16 protein-coding genes and 1 tRNA gene are annotated in these 16,987 nt (G+C 26.7%); 10 read left to right on the forward strand and 7 right to left on the reverse strand.

The window, feature by feature from the left end; genetic code table 11:
* Nucleotides 1-43: 43 nt before the first annotated feature.
* Nucleotides 44-1,396: a signal recognition particle protein gene (gene ffh / locus DD681_RS01080; RefSeq protein WP_158341174.1), complete on the reverse strand. Its 1,353-nt coding sequence runs from the start codon at nucleotides 1,394-1,396 to the stop codon at nucleotides 44-46.
* A 101-nt stretch (nucleotides 1,397-1,497) separates the two neighbouring features.
* A complete protein-coding gene (locus DD681_RS01085) occupies nucleotides 1,498-2,634 on the reverse strand; it encodes a chorismate mutase (RefSeq protein ID WP_158341175.1) in 1,137 nt (378 codons plus the stop codon).
* Between the two features lie 389 nt (nucleotides 2,635-3,023).
* Here DD681_RS01085 and rplM point away from each other — a divergent pair, with 389 nt between their 5' ends.
* Together rplM and rpsI are read left to right on the forward strand one after the other, a co-directional pair.
* Complete coding sequence (gene rplM / locus DD681_RS01090; protein ID WP_158341176.1) at nucleotides 3,024-3,452, forward strand: 50S ribosomal protein L13; 429 nt, start codon at nucleotides 3,024-3,026, stop codon at nucleotides 3,450-3,452.
* Nucleotides 3,453-3,466: 14 nt separating this feature from the next.
* Nucleotides 3,467-3,859: a 30S ribosomal protein S9 gene (gene rpsI, locus DD681_RS01095; protein WP_158341177.1), complete on the forward strand. Its 393-nt coding sequence runs from the start codon at nucleotides 3,467-3,469 to the stop codon at nucleotides 3,857-3,859.
* A 78-nt stretch (nucleotides 3,860-3,937) separates the two neighbouring features.
* Here rpsI and cgtA read toward each other — a convergent pair whose 3' ends face one another.
* The 5 genes from cgtA to DD681_RS01120 all read right to left on the reverse strand — a co-directional run bounded on the left by cgtA (nucleotide 3,938) and on the right by DD681_RS01120 (nucleotide 7,264).
* A complete protein-coding gene (cgtA, locus tag DD681_RS01100) occupies nucleotides 3,938-4,939 on the reverse strand; it encodes an Obg family GTPase CgtA (RefSeq protein ID WP_158341178.1) in 1,002 nt (333 codons plus the stop codon).
* 100 nt (nucleotides 4,940-5,039) lie between these two features.
* Nucleotides 5,040-5,297: a 50S ribosomal protein L27 gene (rpmA, locus tag DD681_RS01105; RefSeq protein ID WP_158341179.1), complete on the reverse strand. Its 258-nt coding sequence runs from the start codon at nucleotides 5,295-5,297 to the stop codon at nucleotides 5,040-5,042.
* 7 nt (nucleotides 5,298-5,304) lie between these two features.
* Entirely contained in the window at nucleotides 5,305-5,628 is a 324-nt protein-coding gene (gene rplU, locus DD681_RS01110; RefSeq protein ID WP_158341180.1) for a 50S ribosomal protein L21, read from the reverse strand.
* A gap of 68 nt (nucleotides 5,629-5,696) precedes the next feature.
* A complete protein-coding gene (gene murA / locus DD681_RS01115) occupies nucleotides 5,697-6,950 on the reverse strand; it encodes a UDP-N-acetylglucosamine 1-carboxyvinyltransferase (protein ID WP_158341181.1) in 1,254 nt (417 codons plus the stop codon).
* 53 nt (nucleotides 6,951-7,003) lie between these two features.
* Nucleotides 7,004-7,264 carry a BolA family protein gene (locus DD681_RS01120; protein WP_158341182.1) on the reverse strand — a complete coding sequence of 87 codons (261 nt, stop codon included), beginning with the start codon at nucleotides 7,262-7,264 and terminating at the stop codon, nucleotides 7,004-7,006.
* A gap of 316 nt (nucleotides 7,265-7,580) precedes the next feature.
* On the opposite strand from DD681_RS01120, the gene greA reads away from it, so the two are divergent.
* The 8 genes from greA (at nucleotide 7,581) to infB (ending at nucleotide 16,964) form a co-directional block, all read left to right on the forward strand.
* Nucleotides 7,581-8,060: a transcription elongation factor GreA gene (greA, locus tag DD681_RS01125; protein WP_158341183.1), complete on the forward strand. Its 480-nt coding sequence runs from the start codon at nucleotides 7,581-7,583 to the stop codon at nucleotides 8,058-8,060.
* 58 nt (nucleotides 8,061-8,118) lie between these two features.
* Entirely contained in the window at nucleotides 8,119-8,733 is a 615-nt protein-coding gene (locus tag DD681_RS01130; protein WP_158341184.1) for an RlmE family RNA methyltransferase, read from the forward strand.
* A gap of 62 nt (nucleotides 8,734-8,795) precedes the next feature.
* Nucleotides 8,796-10,637, forward strand: coding sequence for an ATP-dependent zinc metalloprotease FtsH (gene ftsH, locus DD681_RS01135; RefSeq protein ID WP_158341185.1), 1,842 nt, complete (start codon nucleotides 8,796-8,798; stop codon nucleotides 10,635-10,637).
* A 157-nt stretch (nucleotides 10,638-10,794) separates the two neighbouring features.
* Nucleotides 10,795-12,129: a phosphoglucosamine mutase gene (gene glmM / locus DD681_RS01140; protein WP_158341186.1), complete on the forward strand. Its 1,335-nt coding sequence runs from the start codon at nucleotides 10,795-10,797 to the stop codon at nucleotides 12,127-12,129.
* 161 nt (nucleotides 12,130-12,290) lie between these two features.
* Nucleotides 12,291-12,626, forward strand: a complete 336-nt coding sequence (gene secG, locus DD681_RS01145; RefSeq protein ID WP_158341187.1) for a preprotein translocase subunit SecG — start codon at nucleotides 12,291-12,293, stop codon at nucleotides 12,624-12,626.
* Between the two features lie 52 nt (nucleotides 12,627-12,678).
* A tRNA-Leu gene (locus tag DD681_RS01150) sits at nucleotides 12,679-12,760 on the forward strand.
* Between the two features lie 157 nt (nucleotides 12,761-12,917).
* The gene (nusA, locus tag DD681_RS01155; RefSeq protein WP_158341188.1) at nucleotides 12,918-14,405 is read left to right on the forward strand and encodes a transcription termination factor NusA; all 1,488 of its coding nucleotides are present in this window, start codon (nucleotides 12,918-12,920) and stop codon (nucleotides 14,403-14,405) included.
* Nucleotides 14,406-14,420: 15 nt separating this feature from the next.
* Nucleotides 14,421-16,964 (forward strand): translation initiation factor IF-2, encoded by a 2,544-nt coding sequence (gene infB, locus DD681_RS01160; protein ID WP_158341189.1) that lies wholly within the window; start codon nucleotides 14,421-14,423, stop codon nucleotides 16,962-16,964.
* Nucleotides 16,965-16,987: the final 23 nt, after the last annotated feature.

Consider the following 16,987-nt stretch of genomic DNA (forward strand, 5'->3'; position numbering starts at 1 on the left):
TTTTTATACATTTAAAATAAACTCAAATTTTTTGCATACACAATTAAAAATTTCTTGGTAATATATTTTTTATATTGCGCATTATTTTTCTAAAACCTCCATTCTTTATTTTTTTCATTATTTTTTTAATACTGTCAAAGTTTTTTAATAGTTGATTTACATCTTGAATTTTTGTTCCGGAACCTAAAGCAATTCTACGTTTACGAGAACCCTTTATAACAGATGGATCAATTTTTTCTTTAGAAGTCATCGAACATATTATTGCTTCTATTTTTTTTAAAGTATTTTTATCTGCACCTAATAATGGATTATTAAGTAATTGTTGATTATTAGAAAATTTTTTTGCAAAATAATTTAAACCGCCAATTTTTTTAATTTCTTGAATTTGTATTAAAAAATCATTTAAATTAAAATTTTCTCCTTTTTTAAGTTTATTAGTTAATTTTTGCACTTCTGATTTATTTATTTTTTCTTCTATATCTTTTATTAAAGATAGAATTTGATTCATTCCTAAAATTCTTTCTGCGATTCTTTCTGGATAAAAAGGTTCTAATTTGTCTAATTTTTCTCCTGTTCCTATGAATTTAATAGGTTTACCTGTTATACAACGCATAGATAAGGCGACTCCACTTCTACAATCGCTGTCAGTTTTCGTTAAAATAATACCAGATATTTTCAAGTGATCATTAAATTTTGTTGCTACATTAACTGCGTCTTGTCCCATCATAGAATCTACTATTAATAATGTTTCAATAGGTTTAGCATAGTTTTGTATTTCAGAAATTTCATTCATCATATTTTGATCAATATGCAATCGTCCCGCTGTGTCTATTAATAAAACATCGTATAATTTTAATTGAGAAAACTCTATTGCTTTTTTGGTAATATCTATAGGTTTTTGATTTATATAAGATTGATAAAAGTCTATTGTAATTTGATCAGATAAAATTTTAAGTTGTTTTATTGCTGCTGGTCGATAGATATCAGTTGATGTAATCAATATTTTTTTTTTATTTTTTTCCTTAATTCTTTTCGCTACTTTTGCTAAAGTAGTTGTTTTTCCTGCGCCTTGCAAACCAATTACTAATATAATAGCTGGCGGTTGAACAGATAAATTTAAACTATTATTTTTTTCTCCCATGATTAAAATTAGTTCATTTTTTACAATTTTAATAAATTCTTGTCCAGGAGTTAAACTTTTATTAATTTTTTTTCCAATGGCTTTTTCTGTAATGTTGTGTATAAATGTTTTAATTACCGATAGCGTTACATCAGCTTCAAGTAGCGCTTTTCTTACCTCTCTTATACTATTTTTAATATTTTCTTCTGTTAATCTTCCTTTGTTAATAATTTTTTTTAAACTTTGAGAAAGACGTTCAGTTAAGCTATTAAACATATTAATCACTCATTTTAAAATTAATATTAAATAATTATTTCAGTGTTATTTGTTAATGATAAAAAAATTAAATTTTTATTTAATAAATGCATTAAAATAATTTATTTATTCTCTGTTATTATATTACCAGTTGCATAACAACCTAAAATTTTTAAAAAATTTGATATTTTATTAATTTCTATAATCGTATTTTGCGCTATATTTGATAATATATTGTCTTTAATATCAATAAAAAACGTTTTTTCTAATTTATTATTCATTTCGTAAATTTTTATTTTTTTTTCATTCAATTTATTAAAAATATTTTTTAAATTATACTTAGACTTGAATATTAAAGTGGTTTTAGTTGGTATTTTTAAAGAAAATTGGATAGGTTGTTTTGATAACACAATAAATCTTGTAGTATTGTTTTCTTTATTAGATAAATTTTTTAATAATATTTTTAATCCATATATTTTTGCACTAATTTCGTTTCCAATTGCAGCATTAGTATTGCTGTTGAGTCGGACTATTTTTTTCATTGCACTGGATGTGCTTTTAGAATATTGAATTTTCCACTGAGGGAAACGATTTATAAAATTACTACATTGTTTAAATGGTTGAGGATGACTGTATACGTTTTTAATATTATTTACTTTAGTATTTTTTGTTGCTACTAAACAGTGATTTATAGAAATTTTAATTTCTCCAATGATAAATAAATTTGTTTTTTCTAGTAAATTGACTGCTTCATCAATTAGTCCAGAACAACTGTTTTCTATTGGTAGAATAGCATAGTCTGATATATTATTTTCTACAGAAAACACTATTTCTTCAAAATTAAAAAATTCTTTTTCTGTATATTGAATTTTACTTTTTTTTATATACTGAAGCATAGCAATATGAGAATAAGAACCTTTTGGACCTAAAAAAGAAAAATTAGTATTAGGAGTATTTTTGCTTTCATAATGATAATTTTTTTGTAACATTTTTGTTTGTATTAATACAGATTCTTCAATAATTAATTCAAATAAATTTTTTATATAACTAGGATTTAAATGATTTTTTTTTCCTAGTTTAGTTAGCTCATTTAATAAGCTTTCTTCGCGTTTTTTATCTCGTATAGGTTTATTATTTTTTATTTTAGATTGCGCTATATTCAGTACTAATTTTTTTCTCTTTGCTAATAATTTAACTATATTAGTATCAATAGTATTGATTTCACTTCGAAAGTGTAATAAATCATTTTTAGACTGCATAATTTATTTACCTATTAAATATCTTAAATTTTTTATGCTAAGTATAATTTTTTAAATATATATTTTTTATAAAATTTCTTTTAGAATAAATTATAAAGATTATATAGTATAATTTTTAATTACATGAATTAAATATCGCTATTACTAAAATTTAAATTGTTTAAATTTTTCTAAAATATTTATATGCATATCTTTAATTACGTATATTTTATTGTTGGCAATATTATATAACTATGAAATTCTATAAAATAATTTTCTGTAATTATAAAAAGTTTTTAAGATATGTATATAGAAATATATTAATTTAGTAAAATATATTAACTATATCTTATTAACGAAGATCATAGTATTATTTTTTTTAAATGAATTTTATTTTAAAAGAGATGTAAATGAAAACTTTTTCTATTAAATTAAATAATATAAAAAAAAATTGGTTTTATGTAGATGCAACTAACAAGGTATTAGGTCGATTTGCAAGTGCTTTATCTTTACGTTTACGCGGAAAACATAAAGTTGAGTATACTCCTCATCTTGATACAGGAGATTATATTATAGTATTAAATGCTTCTAAGATATTAGTCACTGGACATAAGAAAATTAATAAAATTTACTACCATCATACAGGTTATATAGGTGGTATAAAAAAATTAAATTTTTCAGAGATGTTATCTAAAAATCCTAAAAATATAATTGAAATAGCTGTTAAAGGTATGTTACCAAAAGGTCCATTAGGTCGTTCTATGCTTAAGAAATTAAAAATTTTTTCTGATGAACATCATGATCACATTGCTCAGTGTCCTAAATTTTTAAATATTTAACAAAGGAATAAACAATGATAAAAAATCAAAATTATGGCACTGGACGCCGAAAAAGCTCTTCAGCTAGAGTTTTTCTTAAATCTGGAAATGGAGAAATAACTATAAATAAACGCTCTTTAAATGAGTATTTTGGCCGTGAAACTGCTTGTATGATTGTACGTCAACCACTAGAATTAGTGAATATGACTAATCATTTTAATATTTATATTACGGTCAAAGGAGGGGGTATTTCTGGTCAAGCTGGTGCTATTCGTCAAGGAATTACCCGTGCTTTAATTAAATATGATCAATCACTATACTCAGATTTAAGAAAGTCTGGTTTTGTTACACGTGATTCTAGAAAAGTGGAAAGAAAAAAAGTGGGTTTTCGTAAGGCAAGAAAGCGTACACAATTTTCTAAGCGTTAATTTTTATAATTATTTAAAGAACTTGGTTTTTTTAATGAACCGAGTTCTTCTTAATTTTATTTAAAATAAAGAAAATTTTTATTTTTTTAAATATGAAATTATATCAAGACATAATTGATTTATTCCTATTTTTTTAGTAGCAGAAATAAAGTAATATTTTTCTTTGAGTTCAAATTTTTTTTTAATTTCTTTAATTATTTTTTTTTGATCTAAAGACTTTATTAAGTCAATTTTATTAAAAATTAACCATCTTGGTTTTTCATATAAATTCTTACTATGTTTTTTTAATTCTTGTAAAACAGTTTCTATATTTTCTATAGGATTAGAATAATTTATGGGAAATAAATCAACTATATGCAATAGTATTTTGCATCTTTCTAAATGTTTTAGAAATTGTATACCTAAACCAGATCCGCTTGATGCTCGATATATTATTCCTGGAATATCAGCTATAATAAATTTCTTATTATTTCTCACAACACTGCCTAAGATAGGTTGTAATGTAGTAAAAGGATAGTCAGCAGTTTTTGTTTTAGCATTAGATATATTTTTTACTAAACTAGATTTTCCAGAATTCGGCATGCCTAACGTTCCTACATCTGCTATTAAGCACAATTCTAATTGTAAGTATCTTTTTTCTCCTGGTATCCCCATAGTTCTTTTTCGGGGAGTTCGATTGATTGCTGATTTGAACCGAGTATTTCCTAATCCATGCCAACCTCCTTTTGCAATGAGTATTTTTTGTTCTTTTTCGGTCAAATCTGCTATTATTTCTTGTGTTTGATAGTTAATTATTTTTGTTCCGATAGGAACGTTGATTGTGATATCTTTTCCTTTTTTTCCAGAGCAATTTTTTCCTGATCCGTTTTCTCCGTTAAAAGCTTTAAATATTTTTTTAAATCTTAGATCTATCAAAGTATTTAAATTTTTATCAGATTTAATCCAAACATTTCCACCGTCTCCACCGTCGCCTCCATCGGGGCCGCCTTTGGGTATGTATTTTTCTCTTCTAAAACTAATACATCCATGTCCACCATTTCCAGAAATAACTTGAATTATTGCTTGATCAATAAATTTCATTGAATATGCCTAAATACTAAATAAATTTTTTTTATAAATTTTTAAAAAAAAGAATAACCCCTTTTTAATAGGGGCTTATTTAGAGTTTTTAACTCTAAAATTATTGTTTAATTATATTAATATATGTTCTTTGTTTAATGCCTCTTTTTTTAAATTCCACTTTTCCTTTAATAGTAGCAAATATAGTATGGTCTTTTCCGCAGCCAACATTTTTTCCTGGATGAAATTTTGTTCCACGTTGTTTAACAATAATGCTTCCTGATGAAATTAATTGACCTCCAAAACATTTAACACCTAGTCGTTGTGCATTTGAATCCCTTCCGTTTCTTGTTGATCCACCAGCTTTTTTGTGTGCCATTTTTAATTTATTCCTCGTTATGATAATTTATTTTTATAATCTTTACGTTAGTAAAATTTTGACGATGACCTTGCTGTTTTTTATAATGTTTTCTTCTGTGAAATTTTATTATTTTTATTTTTTTGGATTTTACATGACTTTCGATATAACCTTCCACTGTGCTTTTTAATAAAAATGGATTTCCTATTTTTACTAAATTTTTGTCAGATATCATTAAAATATCATTGAATTCAATAGTTTCTCCAGGTAATTTTTTTAATTTTTCTAACTGAATGGTTTGATTTTTTCTTACTCGATATTGTTTTCCGCCACTGATAAAAACTGCATACATAAAATGCTCCATTTTATTTTTATTGAATATTAAAATTAGTAATTTATTTACAATTATAAATTATGATATTATGTATTTTGAATATTCGCTCCTAATTTATTTAATTTTCTAGAGAATGACTCATAACCTCTGTTAAGGTGATAGACATTACTAAGTTCAGTTTTACCAATAGCAATGCATCCTGCTAATACTAAAGTAGCTGATCCTCTTAGATCGCTGGATGATATATTATTTGAATATAGTTTACGAACTCCTGTGCAAATTATAGATTTTTTTTTAATTTTGATTTTTGCGCCCATTTTAATTAATTGATCGACATACAGAAAACGATTTTCGAATATATTTTCTTGAATAGTACTTTTCCCTTGTGCAATAGAATTTAACAAAGTAAATTGCGGTTGCATATCTGTTGGAAAACCAGGATATGGAGAAGTTGAAATATTTACAGATTTTGGTATTTTATTTCTCATGTCTAATTGAATCCAATTTTTTCCAGTTTTTATTTGTGCTCCAGATTGTATTAATTTTGTAAGCACTTTTTTCAAATGTTTTGGTTCAGTTTTCTTACACAGAATATATCCTTGCGATATTGCGGCTGCTATCAGAAAAGTCCCTGTTTCAATTCTATCAGGTATTATTTTATGGGACCCCCCAAAAAGCCTTGATACGCCTATAATAAATATTTTATTACTTCCGGCTCCTTTAATATTAGCTCCTAATTTATTTAAAAATTCTGAAAGATCAACAATTTCTGGTTCTTGCGCAGCATTTTCAATTATAGTTAGTCCTTTGGCTAATACTGCTGCGCTGATCATAGTAATAGTTGCTCCGACACTAACTTTCTCCATAAAAATCGATGTTCCTTTTAAAAAGTTATCAACAGAAGCCATAATACAATTGTTTCTAAGGATAATTTTAACACCTAATTTTGATAAATTTTTGAGGTGTAAATTAATCGGTCTAGATCCTATTTTGCATCCTCCCGGAAAGAATATTTTAGCTTTTCTAAAACGTACTAAAAGAGGTGCTAATATCCATATAGAGGCTCTTATTTTTTTCATTAAATAATACGGAGGACAAAAAATATTTATTGATTTAGTATTAATCCATAACGTTTTCTTCTTCTGTATTATTTTAGCTCCTAAATGTTTTAATAATTTAATTGCTATAGAAACATCTGTTAATTCAGGAATATTGCTTATTTTTATAGTTTCAGGAATGAGTATAGTCATAAATAAAATAGGTAAAGCTGCATTTTTAGAACCAGAAATTACTACTGTTCCTTGTAATTTTTTAGATCCTTCTATATATAATTTATTCATCTATTATTAAATCTCTATCCAATATTTTATTTTTTCATAATTTATAATGCAAATTATTTATTGTTTATTTTCCACTCATTTGAAGTATACGATACTATAGATACAGCATGAATTTTTTTATTTGTAATCATACTAATCAAGGGTTTATAAATCATTTTCTGTCTTTCAACTGGACTAATATTTTTAAATATATTACTAACGGCAATAATTTTAATATGATTGCTATCGCCTGTAACATATATTTGTTTTAGATTTAATTTTTTTTCTAATATTATTGTTATTTCTTTTTGGAGTGTTATTTCTTCATTGTTCATTTTTGGATGCGCTTTAAATGTGTTAGTAAAAAAATAAATTTTTAAATTGAATTTTTAAAATTTTGATAAATTTTATTTTTTACATTAAAATAAATATATTATTTATTTTTTAAAATTTATTTAAATATTTTCATTTTGATAAATAATTATTTAAAATTTTTTAACTCAATCTTATCAATGATAAAATTATATTACTATATTTCAGTGATATTTTTTAAAAAACTTATCATTTTCAAAAGAAATAAAATAAATTAACTTTTAATGAAATTAATTTAATTTTTTTATTTCTTTAATAGAAAGTAATGGGGTATATGATATGGTTAATTTAATTCCAATGACTATTAGAGGTGCTGAAAAACTTCGCCAAGAGCTTGAACAACTGAAAAATGTAAAACGTCCTCGTATTATTGTAGAAATAGCAGATGCTAGAAAGCACGGTGATTTAAAAGAAAACGCTGAATATCACTCTGCTCGCGAAGAACAAAGTTTTTGTGAAGGACGTATAAAAGAAATTGAATTAAAATTATCTCATTCCCAAATTATAGATATCACAAAAATATCTAATGATGGCCGAGTGGTATTTGGCGCGACAGTTACTATTTTAAACTTAAATAATAAAAAAGTATTTACTTATCAGATTGTTGGCGATGATGAATCAGATTTTAAAAAAAAATTAATTTCTATTAATTCTCCGATGTCTAGAGGTTTAATTGGAAAAACTATCAATAATATTGCAATTATACGTACTCCTTCTGGTGATGTTAAATATAAAATTTTAAAGATAGAATATATTTAGATCAATTTTTTCTTAAATTATACTATTAAATAGCCTATTTTACAAAGATATTAACGATATGAAAAAAAAATCAAATAGTTCTAATCGTTGGTTATTAGAGCATTTTCAAGATAAATATGTTAAGGAGGCTAAAGAAAATAAAATACGTTCTAGATCTTGGTTTAAACTAGAAGAAATAGATCGAATTAATAAATTATTTCGACCGGGAATGAATGTAATTGATTTAGGCTCTTCGCCGGGTGGATGGTCTCAGTATGCATCAAAAAAAATTAAAAAAAAAGGATATGTTGTAGCTTTTGATATATTGCCAATGAAAAAAATAGAAGGTGTAAGTTTTATTCAAGGAGATGTGCGTAATAAAAAAACATTAGATTTGATTTTAAATAATTTATTTAATATTAAGTTTGATTTGGTTATGTCTGATATGTCTCCTAATATAACTGGATGTTCCCTTGTTGACATGCCGCGTATCATTGAGGTATGTAAAATTGCTTGTAATATATCTAATCATTTGTTATTTCAAAATGGTATTCTTTTAGTAAAATCATTTCAAGGAGAGGGATTTAATGAATTTTTTACAGAAATTAAAAAGTTATTTTCAAAAATTAAAATTTGTAAACCTACAACTTCTCGATCTAGATCGCGAGAAATATTCATTTTAGCAAATAAATAACATAATAATCTAAATTATTTTTTTAAATATAGATGCAATGAGAGGTTCTTCCCTTGAGTGACATGGTTAAAAACCTGATTTTCTGGTTAGTTATCACAGTTATTTTAATGTCTATTTTTCAGAATTTTAATGCTAACGATACAAGTAATCAAAAAGTAGATTACTCTACTTTTTTATCAGAAGTCAACCAAGATCAAGTTCGAGAAGTTTATATTAATGGACGAATCATTAATGTTATTAAAAAAGATAACAGAAGGTATACTACTTATATTCCTATTAATGATTCTAAGTTATTAGATAATTTACTAGTAAAAAACGTTAAAATTATTGGTGAAGCCCCTGAAGAACCAAGTCTTTTGATTTCTATTTTTATCTCTTGGTTTCCAATGTTGTTATTGATTGGTGTTTGGATTTTTTTTATGCGCCAAATGCAGATGGGTGGCGGAAAAGGAGCGATGTCTTTTGGGAAAAGTAAGGCAAGAATGTTATCAGAGGATCAAATTCAAACAACATTTGATGATGTTGCTGGATGCGATGAAGCTAAAGAAGAGGTTAGTGAATTAGTTGAATATCTTAAAGAGCCCAGTCGTTTTCAAAAATTAGGTGGAAAAATCCCTAAGGGTATATTAATGGTTGGCCCTCCCGGTACTGGAAAAACGCTATTGGCAAAAGCAATAGCAGGAGAAGCAAAAGTACCTTTTTTTACTATATCTGGATCAGATTTTGTCGAAATGTTTGTCGGCGTTGGTGCATCGCGAGTTAGAGACATGTTCGAACATTCTCGAAAATCTGCCCCTTGCATTATTTTTATTGATGAAATTGATGCTGTAGGTCGCCAAAGAGGTGCCGGTTTAGGTGGGGGTCATGATGAAAGAGAGCAAACACTTAACCAAATGTTAGTAGAAATGGATGGTTTTGATGCTAATGAAGGAGTGATTTTAATAGCTGCTACTAATAGGCCAGATGTATTAGACCCTGCTTTGTTACGTCCTGGACGTTTTGATCGCCAAGTAATTGTGGCTCTTCCGGATATTCGCGGAAGAGAGCAAATTTTAAAAGTTCATATGCGTAAAGTTCCGTTATCTAAAGATGTAGATCCCATGATAATTGCAAGAGGAACGCCAGGTTTTTCAGGTGCAGATTTAGCTAATTTAGTTAATGAAGCTGCTCTTTTTGCTGCTCGTTTAAATCATAGAACAGTATCTATGATTGAATTTGAAAAAGCTAAAGATAAAATTATGATGGGATCTGAGAGAAGATCAATGGTTATGAGTGATTTGCAAAAAGAATCTACAGCATATCATGAAGCAGGTCATGTAATTATTGGAAGACTGGTTCCAGATCACGATCCTGCTCATAAAGTTACTATTATTCCGCGAGGCCAAGCTTTAGGGATTACATTTTTTTTACCGGAATCAGATATATTAAGTGTAAGTCGTCAAAAATTAGAAAGTCAAATATCTACTTTATATGGCGGTCGATTAGCTGAAGAGATTATTTACGGTGCAAAAAATGTTTCTACTGGAGCTTTTAATGATATTAAAGTAGCTACAAATTTAGCGCGAAATATGGTGACTCAATGGGGTTTTTCAGATAGATTAGGTCCGTTGTTATATACAGAAGAAGAAGGAGAAGTATTTTTAGGGCGTTCGGTTGCTAAGGCGAAACATATGTCTGATGAAACTGCTAGAATTATTGACGAAGAAGTAAAGTTGCTTATCGAGGTAAATTATAATCGAGCTAGAAGAATTTTAAATGATAATTTAGACATTTTGCACTCGATGAAAGATGCTTTAATTAAATATGAAACTATTGATTCTTTACAAATCGATGATTTAATGGCACGACGAGATGTTCGAAAACCAAAGGGATGGTCGAGTATTGATTCTAGTAATACCCTTTAATTTTAATAAATAATTTTGATAGAATTATTTTTTAAAATAAATTAAAAAAATAAGATGAAGTGATAAAATTATTATCACTTCATCTTATTTTAGAAAAAATTTTATATTTTTATAAAATTTAGATTTTTTGAAAATATAGGTTAAGAGAAATTTAATCATGACGTTGTTAAAGTATTTTGGAACAGATGGTATTCGTGGAATTGCAGGTAAAAGTCCAATGACCCCAAATTTTATGATAAAATTAGGTCAAATTATCACAGAGGTATTTAGAAGTAATAAAAAAAAAATTATCATTGGAAGAGATACACGTATTTCAGGATCTATGCTGCAATACTCTTTAGAATTTGGTATCCTTTCCAGGGGATTTTCTACTTTATTGGTAAATTGCATACCTACTCCTGCAATAGCTTACTTAGTTAGGTTTTTCAATGCTTCTGGGGGAATTGTTATTTCTGGTTCTCATAATATTTTTTATGACAACGGTGTAAAAATTTTTTCTGAAGATGGAGTAAAATTATCTAATAAAAAAGAATTATTTATTGAAAAAAAATTAAAAAATTTTACTTATAATTGTTCTTATCAAGAAAATTTTGGTTTTTCTCAAATAATTAAGGACGCTTCTGAAAAATATATTAATTTTTGTAAAAATATTTTTTCGAATAACATTAATTTGTCTAAATTTACTATTATTATCGATTGTGCAAATGGTTCTACTTATAAAATTGCTCCTAAAATTTTCCAAGATCTGGGGGGGAAAGTAATTATAATTTCTAATTATCCGAATGGAATTAATATTAATAAAAATTCTGGTTCTACTAATATCAATCAATTGAAAAAATTAGTTATCTTAAAAAAAGCAGATATTGGATTAGCGTTTGATGGTGATGGTGATCGTGTTATTATGGTAGATCACTTGGGTAATAAAATAAATGGTGATCAAATTATTTATGTTATTGCTAAGTATTATTTAAAAAATAATCAATTATACGGCGGTGTAGTAGGTACTTTAATGACTAATATGAACATTGTATTAGCACTAAAAAAACTTGGAATTCCTTTTTATGCATCAAAAATAGGAGATCGATATATATATCAAACGCTAAAGAAAAAAAAGTGGCTTCTTGGCGCAGAACAATCAGGTCATATAATTTTATTAGATAAACATTCTACTGGTGATGGAATTATAGCTAGTTTACAAGTATTATTAATCATGATAAGAAACAATAAGTCTTTGCATTGTTTATCTAATCAAGTAAAATTATTACCTCAAGTACTATTAAATGTTATTTTTGATCGAAATAAAGATTTTGAAAAAGACACTAAATTTCAATATGTTATTAATCAATCTAAAAAATTTTTAGGTTTAAACAGTCGTTTATTTATTAGAAAATCTGGTACAGAATCTTATGTTCGAATTATGGTTGAAGGTGAAAATTATAACCGGATAAAAAAAGTAGCTCGTAGTATTGCTGATGTTATTAAATCTATTTAATTTTTAAAGATAAAAAATATTAAAAATAATAATTTATAAATTATTATATTAATTTTAGTAAATATTTTCAAATTAATCTATGCTATATATAAACATTTTTTAAATATATATTAGTGAATATATTATTTAAAAAATACTTTATAAAGGAAAAATAATTTTTTATGTATTTATTTTTTTTAAGTTTTTTAATTATGATTTCTATTGTTTTAATTTTTTTGATTTTATTACATCCTGGAAAAGGAATAAATAATGCTGTACACTTAAATTCATCAGGTACTGTGAAATTATTTAATATTATTGGCAATAATAATTTTATAACTAATACTATTAGTTTATTTGTTTGTTTTTTTTTAATTATTAGCATTGTTTTATGCAACATTAATGATAAAAAGATACATGTAGACTATTTTGGGGAAAACGATAAAAATTATTTATTAGACAATACAAAAAAATCTTTAAATAAAGAAGAATCAAGAATATCAAATAAAAAATTTTAAATTAATCATTAATATTTCCATAATAAAGCTCAAATTTTTAATAAAATATTATGCCGAGGTGGTGAAATAGGTAGACACGCTATCTTGAGGGGATAGTGCCAAAAGGCATATGGGTTCAAATCCCATCCTCGGCAAATTAAAAATATTACTATTTTTTAATAATACGCACACCATAAAACAACATTTAATATTTAATATTTTTTATAAATAGGGTGATATTACCTAACCCCGAATTGTCGGGGTTTTTTATTACAATATTTATTTAAAGTTGTTAGTTTGAGGTTGACTGAGATGAATAAAGAAATCTTAGCCGTTGTAGAGGCAGTGTCTAATGAAAAATCATTACCACGTGAAAAAATTTTTGAGGCTTTAGAAATTGCATTAGCAACAGCAACTAAGAAAAAGCATGAACATGAAATTGATGTTAGAGTTAGTATAAATCGAAAAACTGGAAATTTTAGTACTTTTCGACGCTGGATGGTTGTAGATATAGTATCACATCCTACAAAAGAAATTACTTTGGCAGCTGCATGTTTTGAAGGAGATCAAGTTAAAATTAATGATTATATAGAAGATCAGATTGAATCTGTCAATTTTGATAGAATTACTACTCAGACTGCAAAGCAAGTAATTGTTCAAAAAGTTCGCGAAGCAGAGCGTGCAATGTTAGTTGATCAATTTCGAAAATATATAGGTCAAATAATTACCGGTGTAGTTAAAAAAATTAATCGAGATAATTTAACTCTAGATTTAGGTAATAATGCTGAAGCGCTCATTCTAAAGGAAGGTATGTTACCTCGAGAAAATTTTCGTCCTGGAGATCGTATTCGCGGGATTTTATATGGAGTATATCCTGAAGCTCGCGGTGCTCAATTGTTTATGAGCCGTTCAAAAACAGAAATGCTTATTGAATTGTTTCGAATAGAAGTTCCTGAAATTGGAGAAGAAATAATTGAAATTAAAGCAGCTGCACGCGATCCAGGATCACGTGCTAAAATTGCAGTTAAAACTAATGATAAACGAATTGATCCAATAGGAGCGTGTGTGGGCATGAGAGGTGCTCGAGTACAAGCTGTTTCTAGTGAATTATGTGGAGAACGAATTGATATTATTTTATGGGATGATAATCCTGCTCAATTTGTTATTAATGCTATGGCTCCAGCTGATGTAGTTTCTATTATAGTAGATGAGGATCATCATACAATGGATATTGCTGTCGATTCTAATAACTTGGCTCAGGCTATTGGAAGGAATGGTCAAAATGTTCGTTTAGCTTCTCAGATTAGTGGTTGGGAAATTAATGTAATGACTACAGAAGATTTGCGTTCTAAACACAAAGAAGAAGCATGTGCTGCTTTTAATATTTTCAAAAAGAATTTAAATGTTAGTGAAAAAATTATTAAAATCTTAGTAAAAGAGGGTTTTTCTTCTTTAGAAGAATTGGCTTACGTGCCATTTCATGAATTATCATCAATTAATCACTTAACAAAAGAAGAAGCTATGTCAGTACGTGAAGGAGCTAGAAATGGATTACGTTTTCTCGAAATAGATGAGAAAAATAAAAAAAATAATAAAAAAATAGAAAACAATTTACTAAATATCGATGGTATGAATGATTTCTTGGTTTCAAAATTAGCTGAAAAAAATATATTTACTTTAGAAGAATTAGCCGATCAAGGAATAGATGATTTAATTGATATTGAAAATTTAAATTCTGAAAAAGCGGGTTTATTAATTATGGCAGCTCGTAACATTTGTTGGTTTAGCAATAAAACTTGATTATAGGAAGATGATATGATTGAAATAAATTTAAAGTCTTTATCTAATGAAATAAATATGTCTATCGAAGAAATCATAAAGCATTTTTCTGAGATTGGTATTTTAAAAAATAAAAATAACTCTATTTCTCAATTAGAGAAAAATTTATTGTTTAAACACTTACGAAATATAAAAAAATTTTCAGAAAATACTTTTGTTTTTCAGAGAAAAACTCGAAGTACTTTAAATATGTCTACGATAGGAGGCAAAAGCAAGTCTATTCAAGTAGAAGTTAGAAAAAAGAGAACATATATTAAGAATAACAAATCAGATTTACGATCTATGGCAAAACATCAAACATCAGTGCAAAAAAAAGAAAAAATTATTTTAAATTCATTTAAAAAAATTACTCCAAAAGAAAAAGTTCTTAAAAAAAATTATGAGAATATTTTAGAAAAAAAACCTAATAAATCTTCTTTAAATTTAAACAAAATAAATTTGTTAAAACGTTTTAGTACTATTAATAAAAAAACAGCTCAAGAAAATACTGAGATTAGTATATCAAATAAAGAAAATAATAAGAGTTACAATTCAACTTTTCTTAGAACTTATGAAAATATTAAAAATAATCACGAAACAGAAAATCATAAAAAAAATTATACTCGTGGTATAAAAAATTATCGTCAAAAAAAATATGGTAAACAAAATAATAACATAAAAAATAAGAAAGACGAAATACGTGTTACAAAAAATAAAAAAAATATTCGTCAGAAGAATAAATCAACTTTATTAAGACAAGCTTTTCAAAAACCTGCTTCTACTGTTAATAGAGATATCATTATTAATGATACGATCAGCGTATCTGAGCTATCTAATAAAATGGCAATAAAAAGCTCTGAAGTAATTAAAGTGATGATGAATATGGGTATAATGGCGACAATTAATTATATCCTTGATCAAGAAACAGCTCAATTAATTGCTGAGGAAATGGGTCATAAAGTTTTTTTAAGAAAAGAAAATGCATTAGAAGAATTAATTATGAAAGATCGAGATACAGGTAATAATATTCCTGTAATACGTGCTCCAGTAGTAACGATTATGGGTCATGTAGATCATGGAAAAACATCGTTATTAGATTATATTAGATCTACAAAAGTTGCATTTCATGAAGCAGGAGGGATTACGCAAAATATCGGAGCGTATCATGTAATTAGTGAATTAGGTTCGATTACTTTTTTAGATACTCCTGGTCATTCAGCTTTTACTAAAATGAGAGCTAGAGGAGCAGAGATTACTGATATTGTTGTTTTAGTAGTAGCTATAGATGATGGGATTAAACCTCAAACTGTTGAAGCTATTCAACATGCTCAAGCTGCTAATGTTCCAATTATAGTAGCTATTAATAAAGTAGATAAAGTCGGCTTTGATATAAATCAAATTAAAAATGATTTAACAAAATATAATATTGTTTCTGAAGAATGGGGTGGTGAAAACATATTTGTTCCTGTATCTGCTAAAACTGGTGAAGGTACTGACGAATTATTAAATGCAATTTTGTTGCAATCAGAAATATTAGAGCTTAAATCTATTTCTACAGGTATGGCAGAAGGAGTTGTTATAGAGTCCTTTCTTGATAAAGGTCGAGGCCCTATAGCTACTGTATTAGTACAAAAAGGAAGTTTAAAAAAAGGCGATATAATACTTTGTGGATGTGAGTACGGTCGCGTTAAAGCTTTGCGTAATGAAATCGGAGAATTATTAAATAGTGCTGGACCATCTATACCAGTAGAAGTTTTAGGATTATCAAAAGTTCCTTTATCTGGAGATAAAGTTACAGTTGTACGAGATGAAAAAAAAGCAAAAGAAGTAGCTTTTTATCGAAAAGATAAATATCGTGAAATAAAATTAGCTAATCAAAATAGATCTAATTTAGAAAATATGTTTGAAAATATTAAAAAAAGTAATTTTTCTGAATTAAAAGTTATTATTAAATCTGATGTTCAAGGATCTTTAGAAGCTATTTCTGGGGCATTATTAAAATTATCTACTAATGAAGTCAAAGTAAAAATAATTGGTTTAGGTATTGGTGGCATTACTGAAACAGATGCTTCTTTAGCATTAGCATCGAATGCTATTATTTTGGGATTTAATGTTCGAGCTGATTCTGCAGCTAAAAAAATAATTAATTTAGAGCGTTTAGATCTTCGTTATTATTCTGTAATTTATAATTTAATTGACGAAGTAAAGTCCTTTATGGCAGGTTTATTAAAACCTGAACGCAAACAAAATATTATTGGTTTGGCAGAAGTAAGAAATATTTTTAAGTCTCCTCAGTTTGGATTAATTGCTGGTAGTATGGTAACAGAAGGTATTATTAAGAGAAATAATCCTATTCATGTATTAAGAAACAATGTAGTTATGTATGAAGGAGAACTAGAATCGTTACGTCGCTTTAAAGAAGATGTAAGTGAAGTTCGTAATGGAATGGAATGCGGAATTGGTATAAAAAATTATAGTGATGTACGCGTCGGAGATATTATAGAAGTATTTGAAGTGAAAGAGATAAAAAGAATATTATAAGCTAACTGATAAAAAATTTTATA

It is taken from the genome of Buchnera aphidicola (Melanaphis sacchari), from assembly GCF_003096055.1.
GTDB classification, from domain to species: Bacteria; Pseudomonadota; Gammaproteobacteria; order Enterobacterales; family Enterobacteriaceae; genus Buchnera; species Buchnera aphidicola_P.

Excerpts from the sequence above, each read along its gene's own strand:
- ffh (WP_158341174.1), bottom strand. The coding sequence starts at position 1,396 with ATGTTTAATAGCTTAACTGAACGTCTTTCTCAAAGTTTAAAAAAAATT.
- DD681_RS01085 (WP_158341175.1), bottom strand. The coding sequence starts at position 2,634 with ATGCAGTCTAAAAATGATTTATTACACTTTCGAAGTGAAATCAATACT.
- rplM (WP_158341176.1), top strand. The coding sequence starts at position 3,024 with ATGAAAACTTTTTCTATTAAATTAAATAATATAAAAAAAAATTGGTTT.
- rpsI (WP_158341177.1), top strand. The coding sequence starts at position 3,467 with ATGATAAAAAATCAAAATTATGGCACTGGACGCCGAAAAAGCTCTTCA.
- cgtA (WP_158341178.1), bottom strand. The coding sequence starts at position 4,939 with ATGAAATTTATTGATCAAGCAATAATTCAAGTTATTTCTGGAAATGGT.
- rpmA (WP_158341179.1), bottom strand. The coding sequence starts at position 5,297 with ATGGCACACAAAAAAGCTGGTGGATCAACAAGAAACGGAAGGGATTCA.
- rplU (WP_158341180.1), bottom strand. The coding sequence starts at position 5,628 with ATGTATGCAGTTTTTATCAGTGGCGGAAAACAATATCGAGTAAGAAAA.
- murA (WP_158341181.1), bottom strand. The coding sequence starts at position 6,950 with ATGAATAAATTATATATAGAAGGATCTAAAAAATTACAAGGAACAGTA.
- DD681_RS01120 (WP_158341182.1), bottom strand. The coding sequence starts at position 7,264 with ATGAACAATGAAGAAATAACACTCCAAAAAGAAATAACAATAATATTA.
- greA (WP_158341183.1), top strand. The coding sequence starts at position 7,581 with ATGGTTAATTTAATTCCAATGACTATTAGAGGTGCTGAAAAACTTCGC.
- DD681_RS01130 (WP_158341184.1), top strand. The coding sequence starts at position 8,119 with ATGAAAAAAAAATCAAATAGTTCTAATCGTTGGTTATTAGAGCATTTT.
- ftsH (WP_158341185.1), top strand. The coding sequence starts at position 8,796 with ATGGTTAAAAACCTGATTTTCTGGTTAGTTATCACAGTTATTTTAATG.
- glmM (WP_158341186.1), top strand. The coding sequence starts at position 10,795 with ATGACGTTGTTAAAGTATTTTGGAACAGATGGTATTCGTGGAATTGCA.
- secG (WP_158341187.1), top strand. The coding sequence starts at position 12,291 with ATGTATTTATTTTTTTTAAGTTTTTTAATTATGATTTCTATTGTTTTA.
- nusA (WP_158341188.1), top strand. The coding sequence starts at position 12,918 with ATGAATAAAGAAATCTTAGCCGTTGTAGAGGCAGTGTCTAATGAAAAA.
- infB (WP_158341189.1), top strand. The coding sequence starts at position 14,421 with ATGATTGAAATAAATTTAAAGTCTTTATCTAATGAAATAAATATGTCT.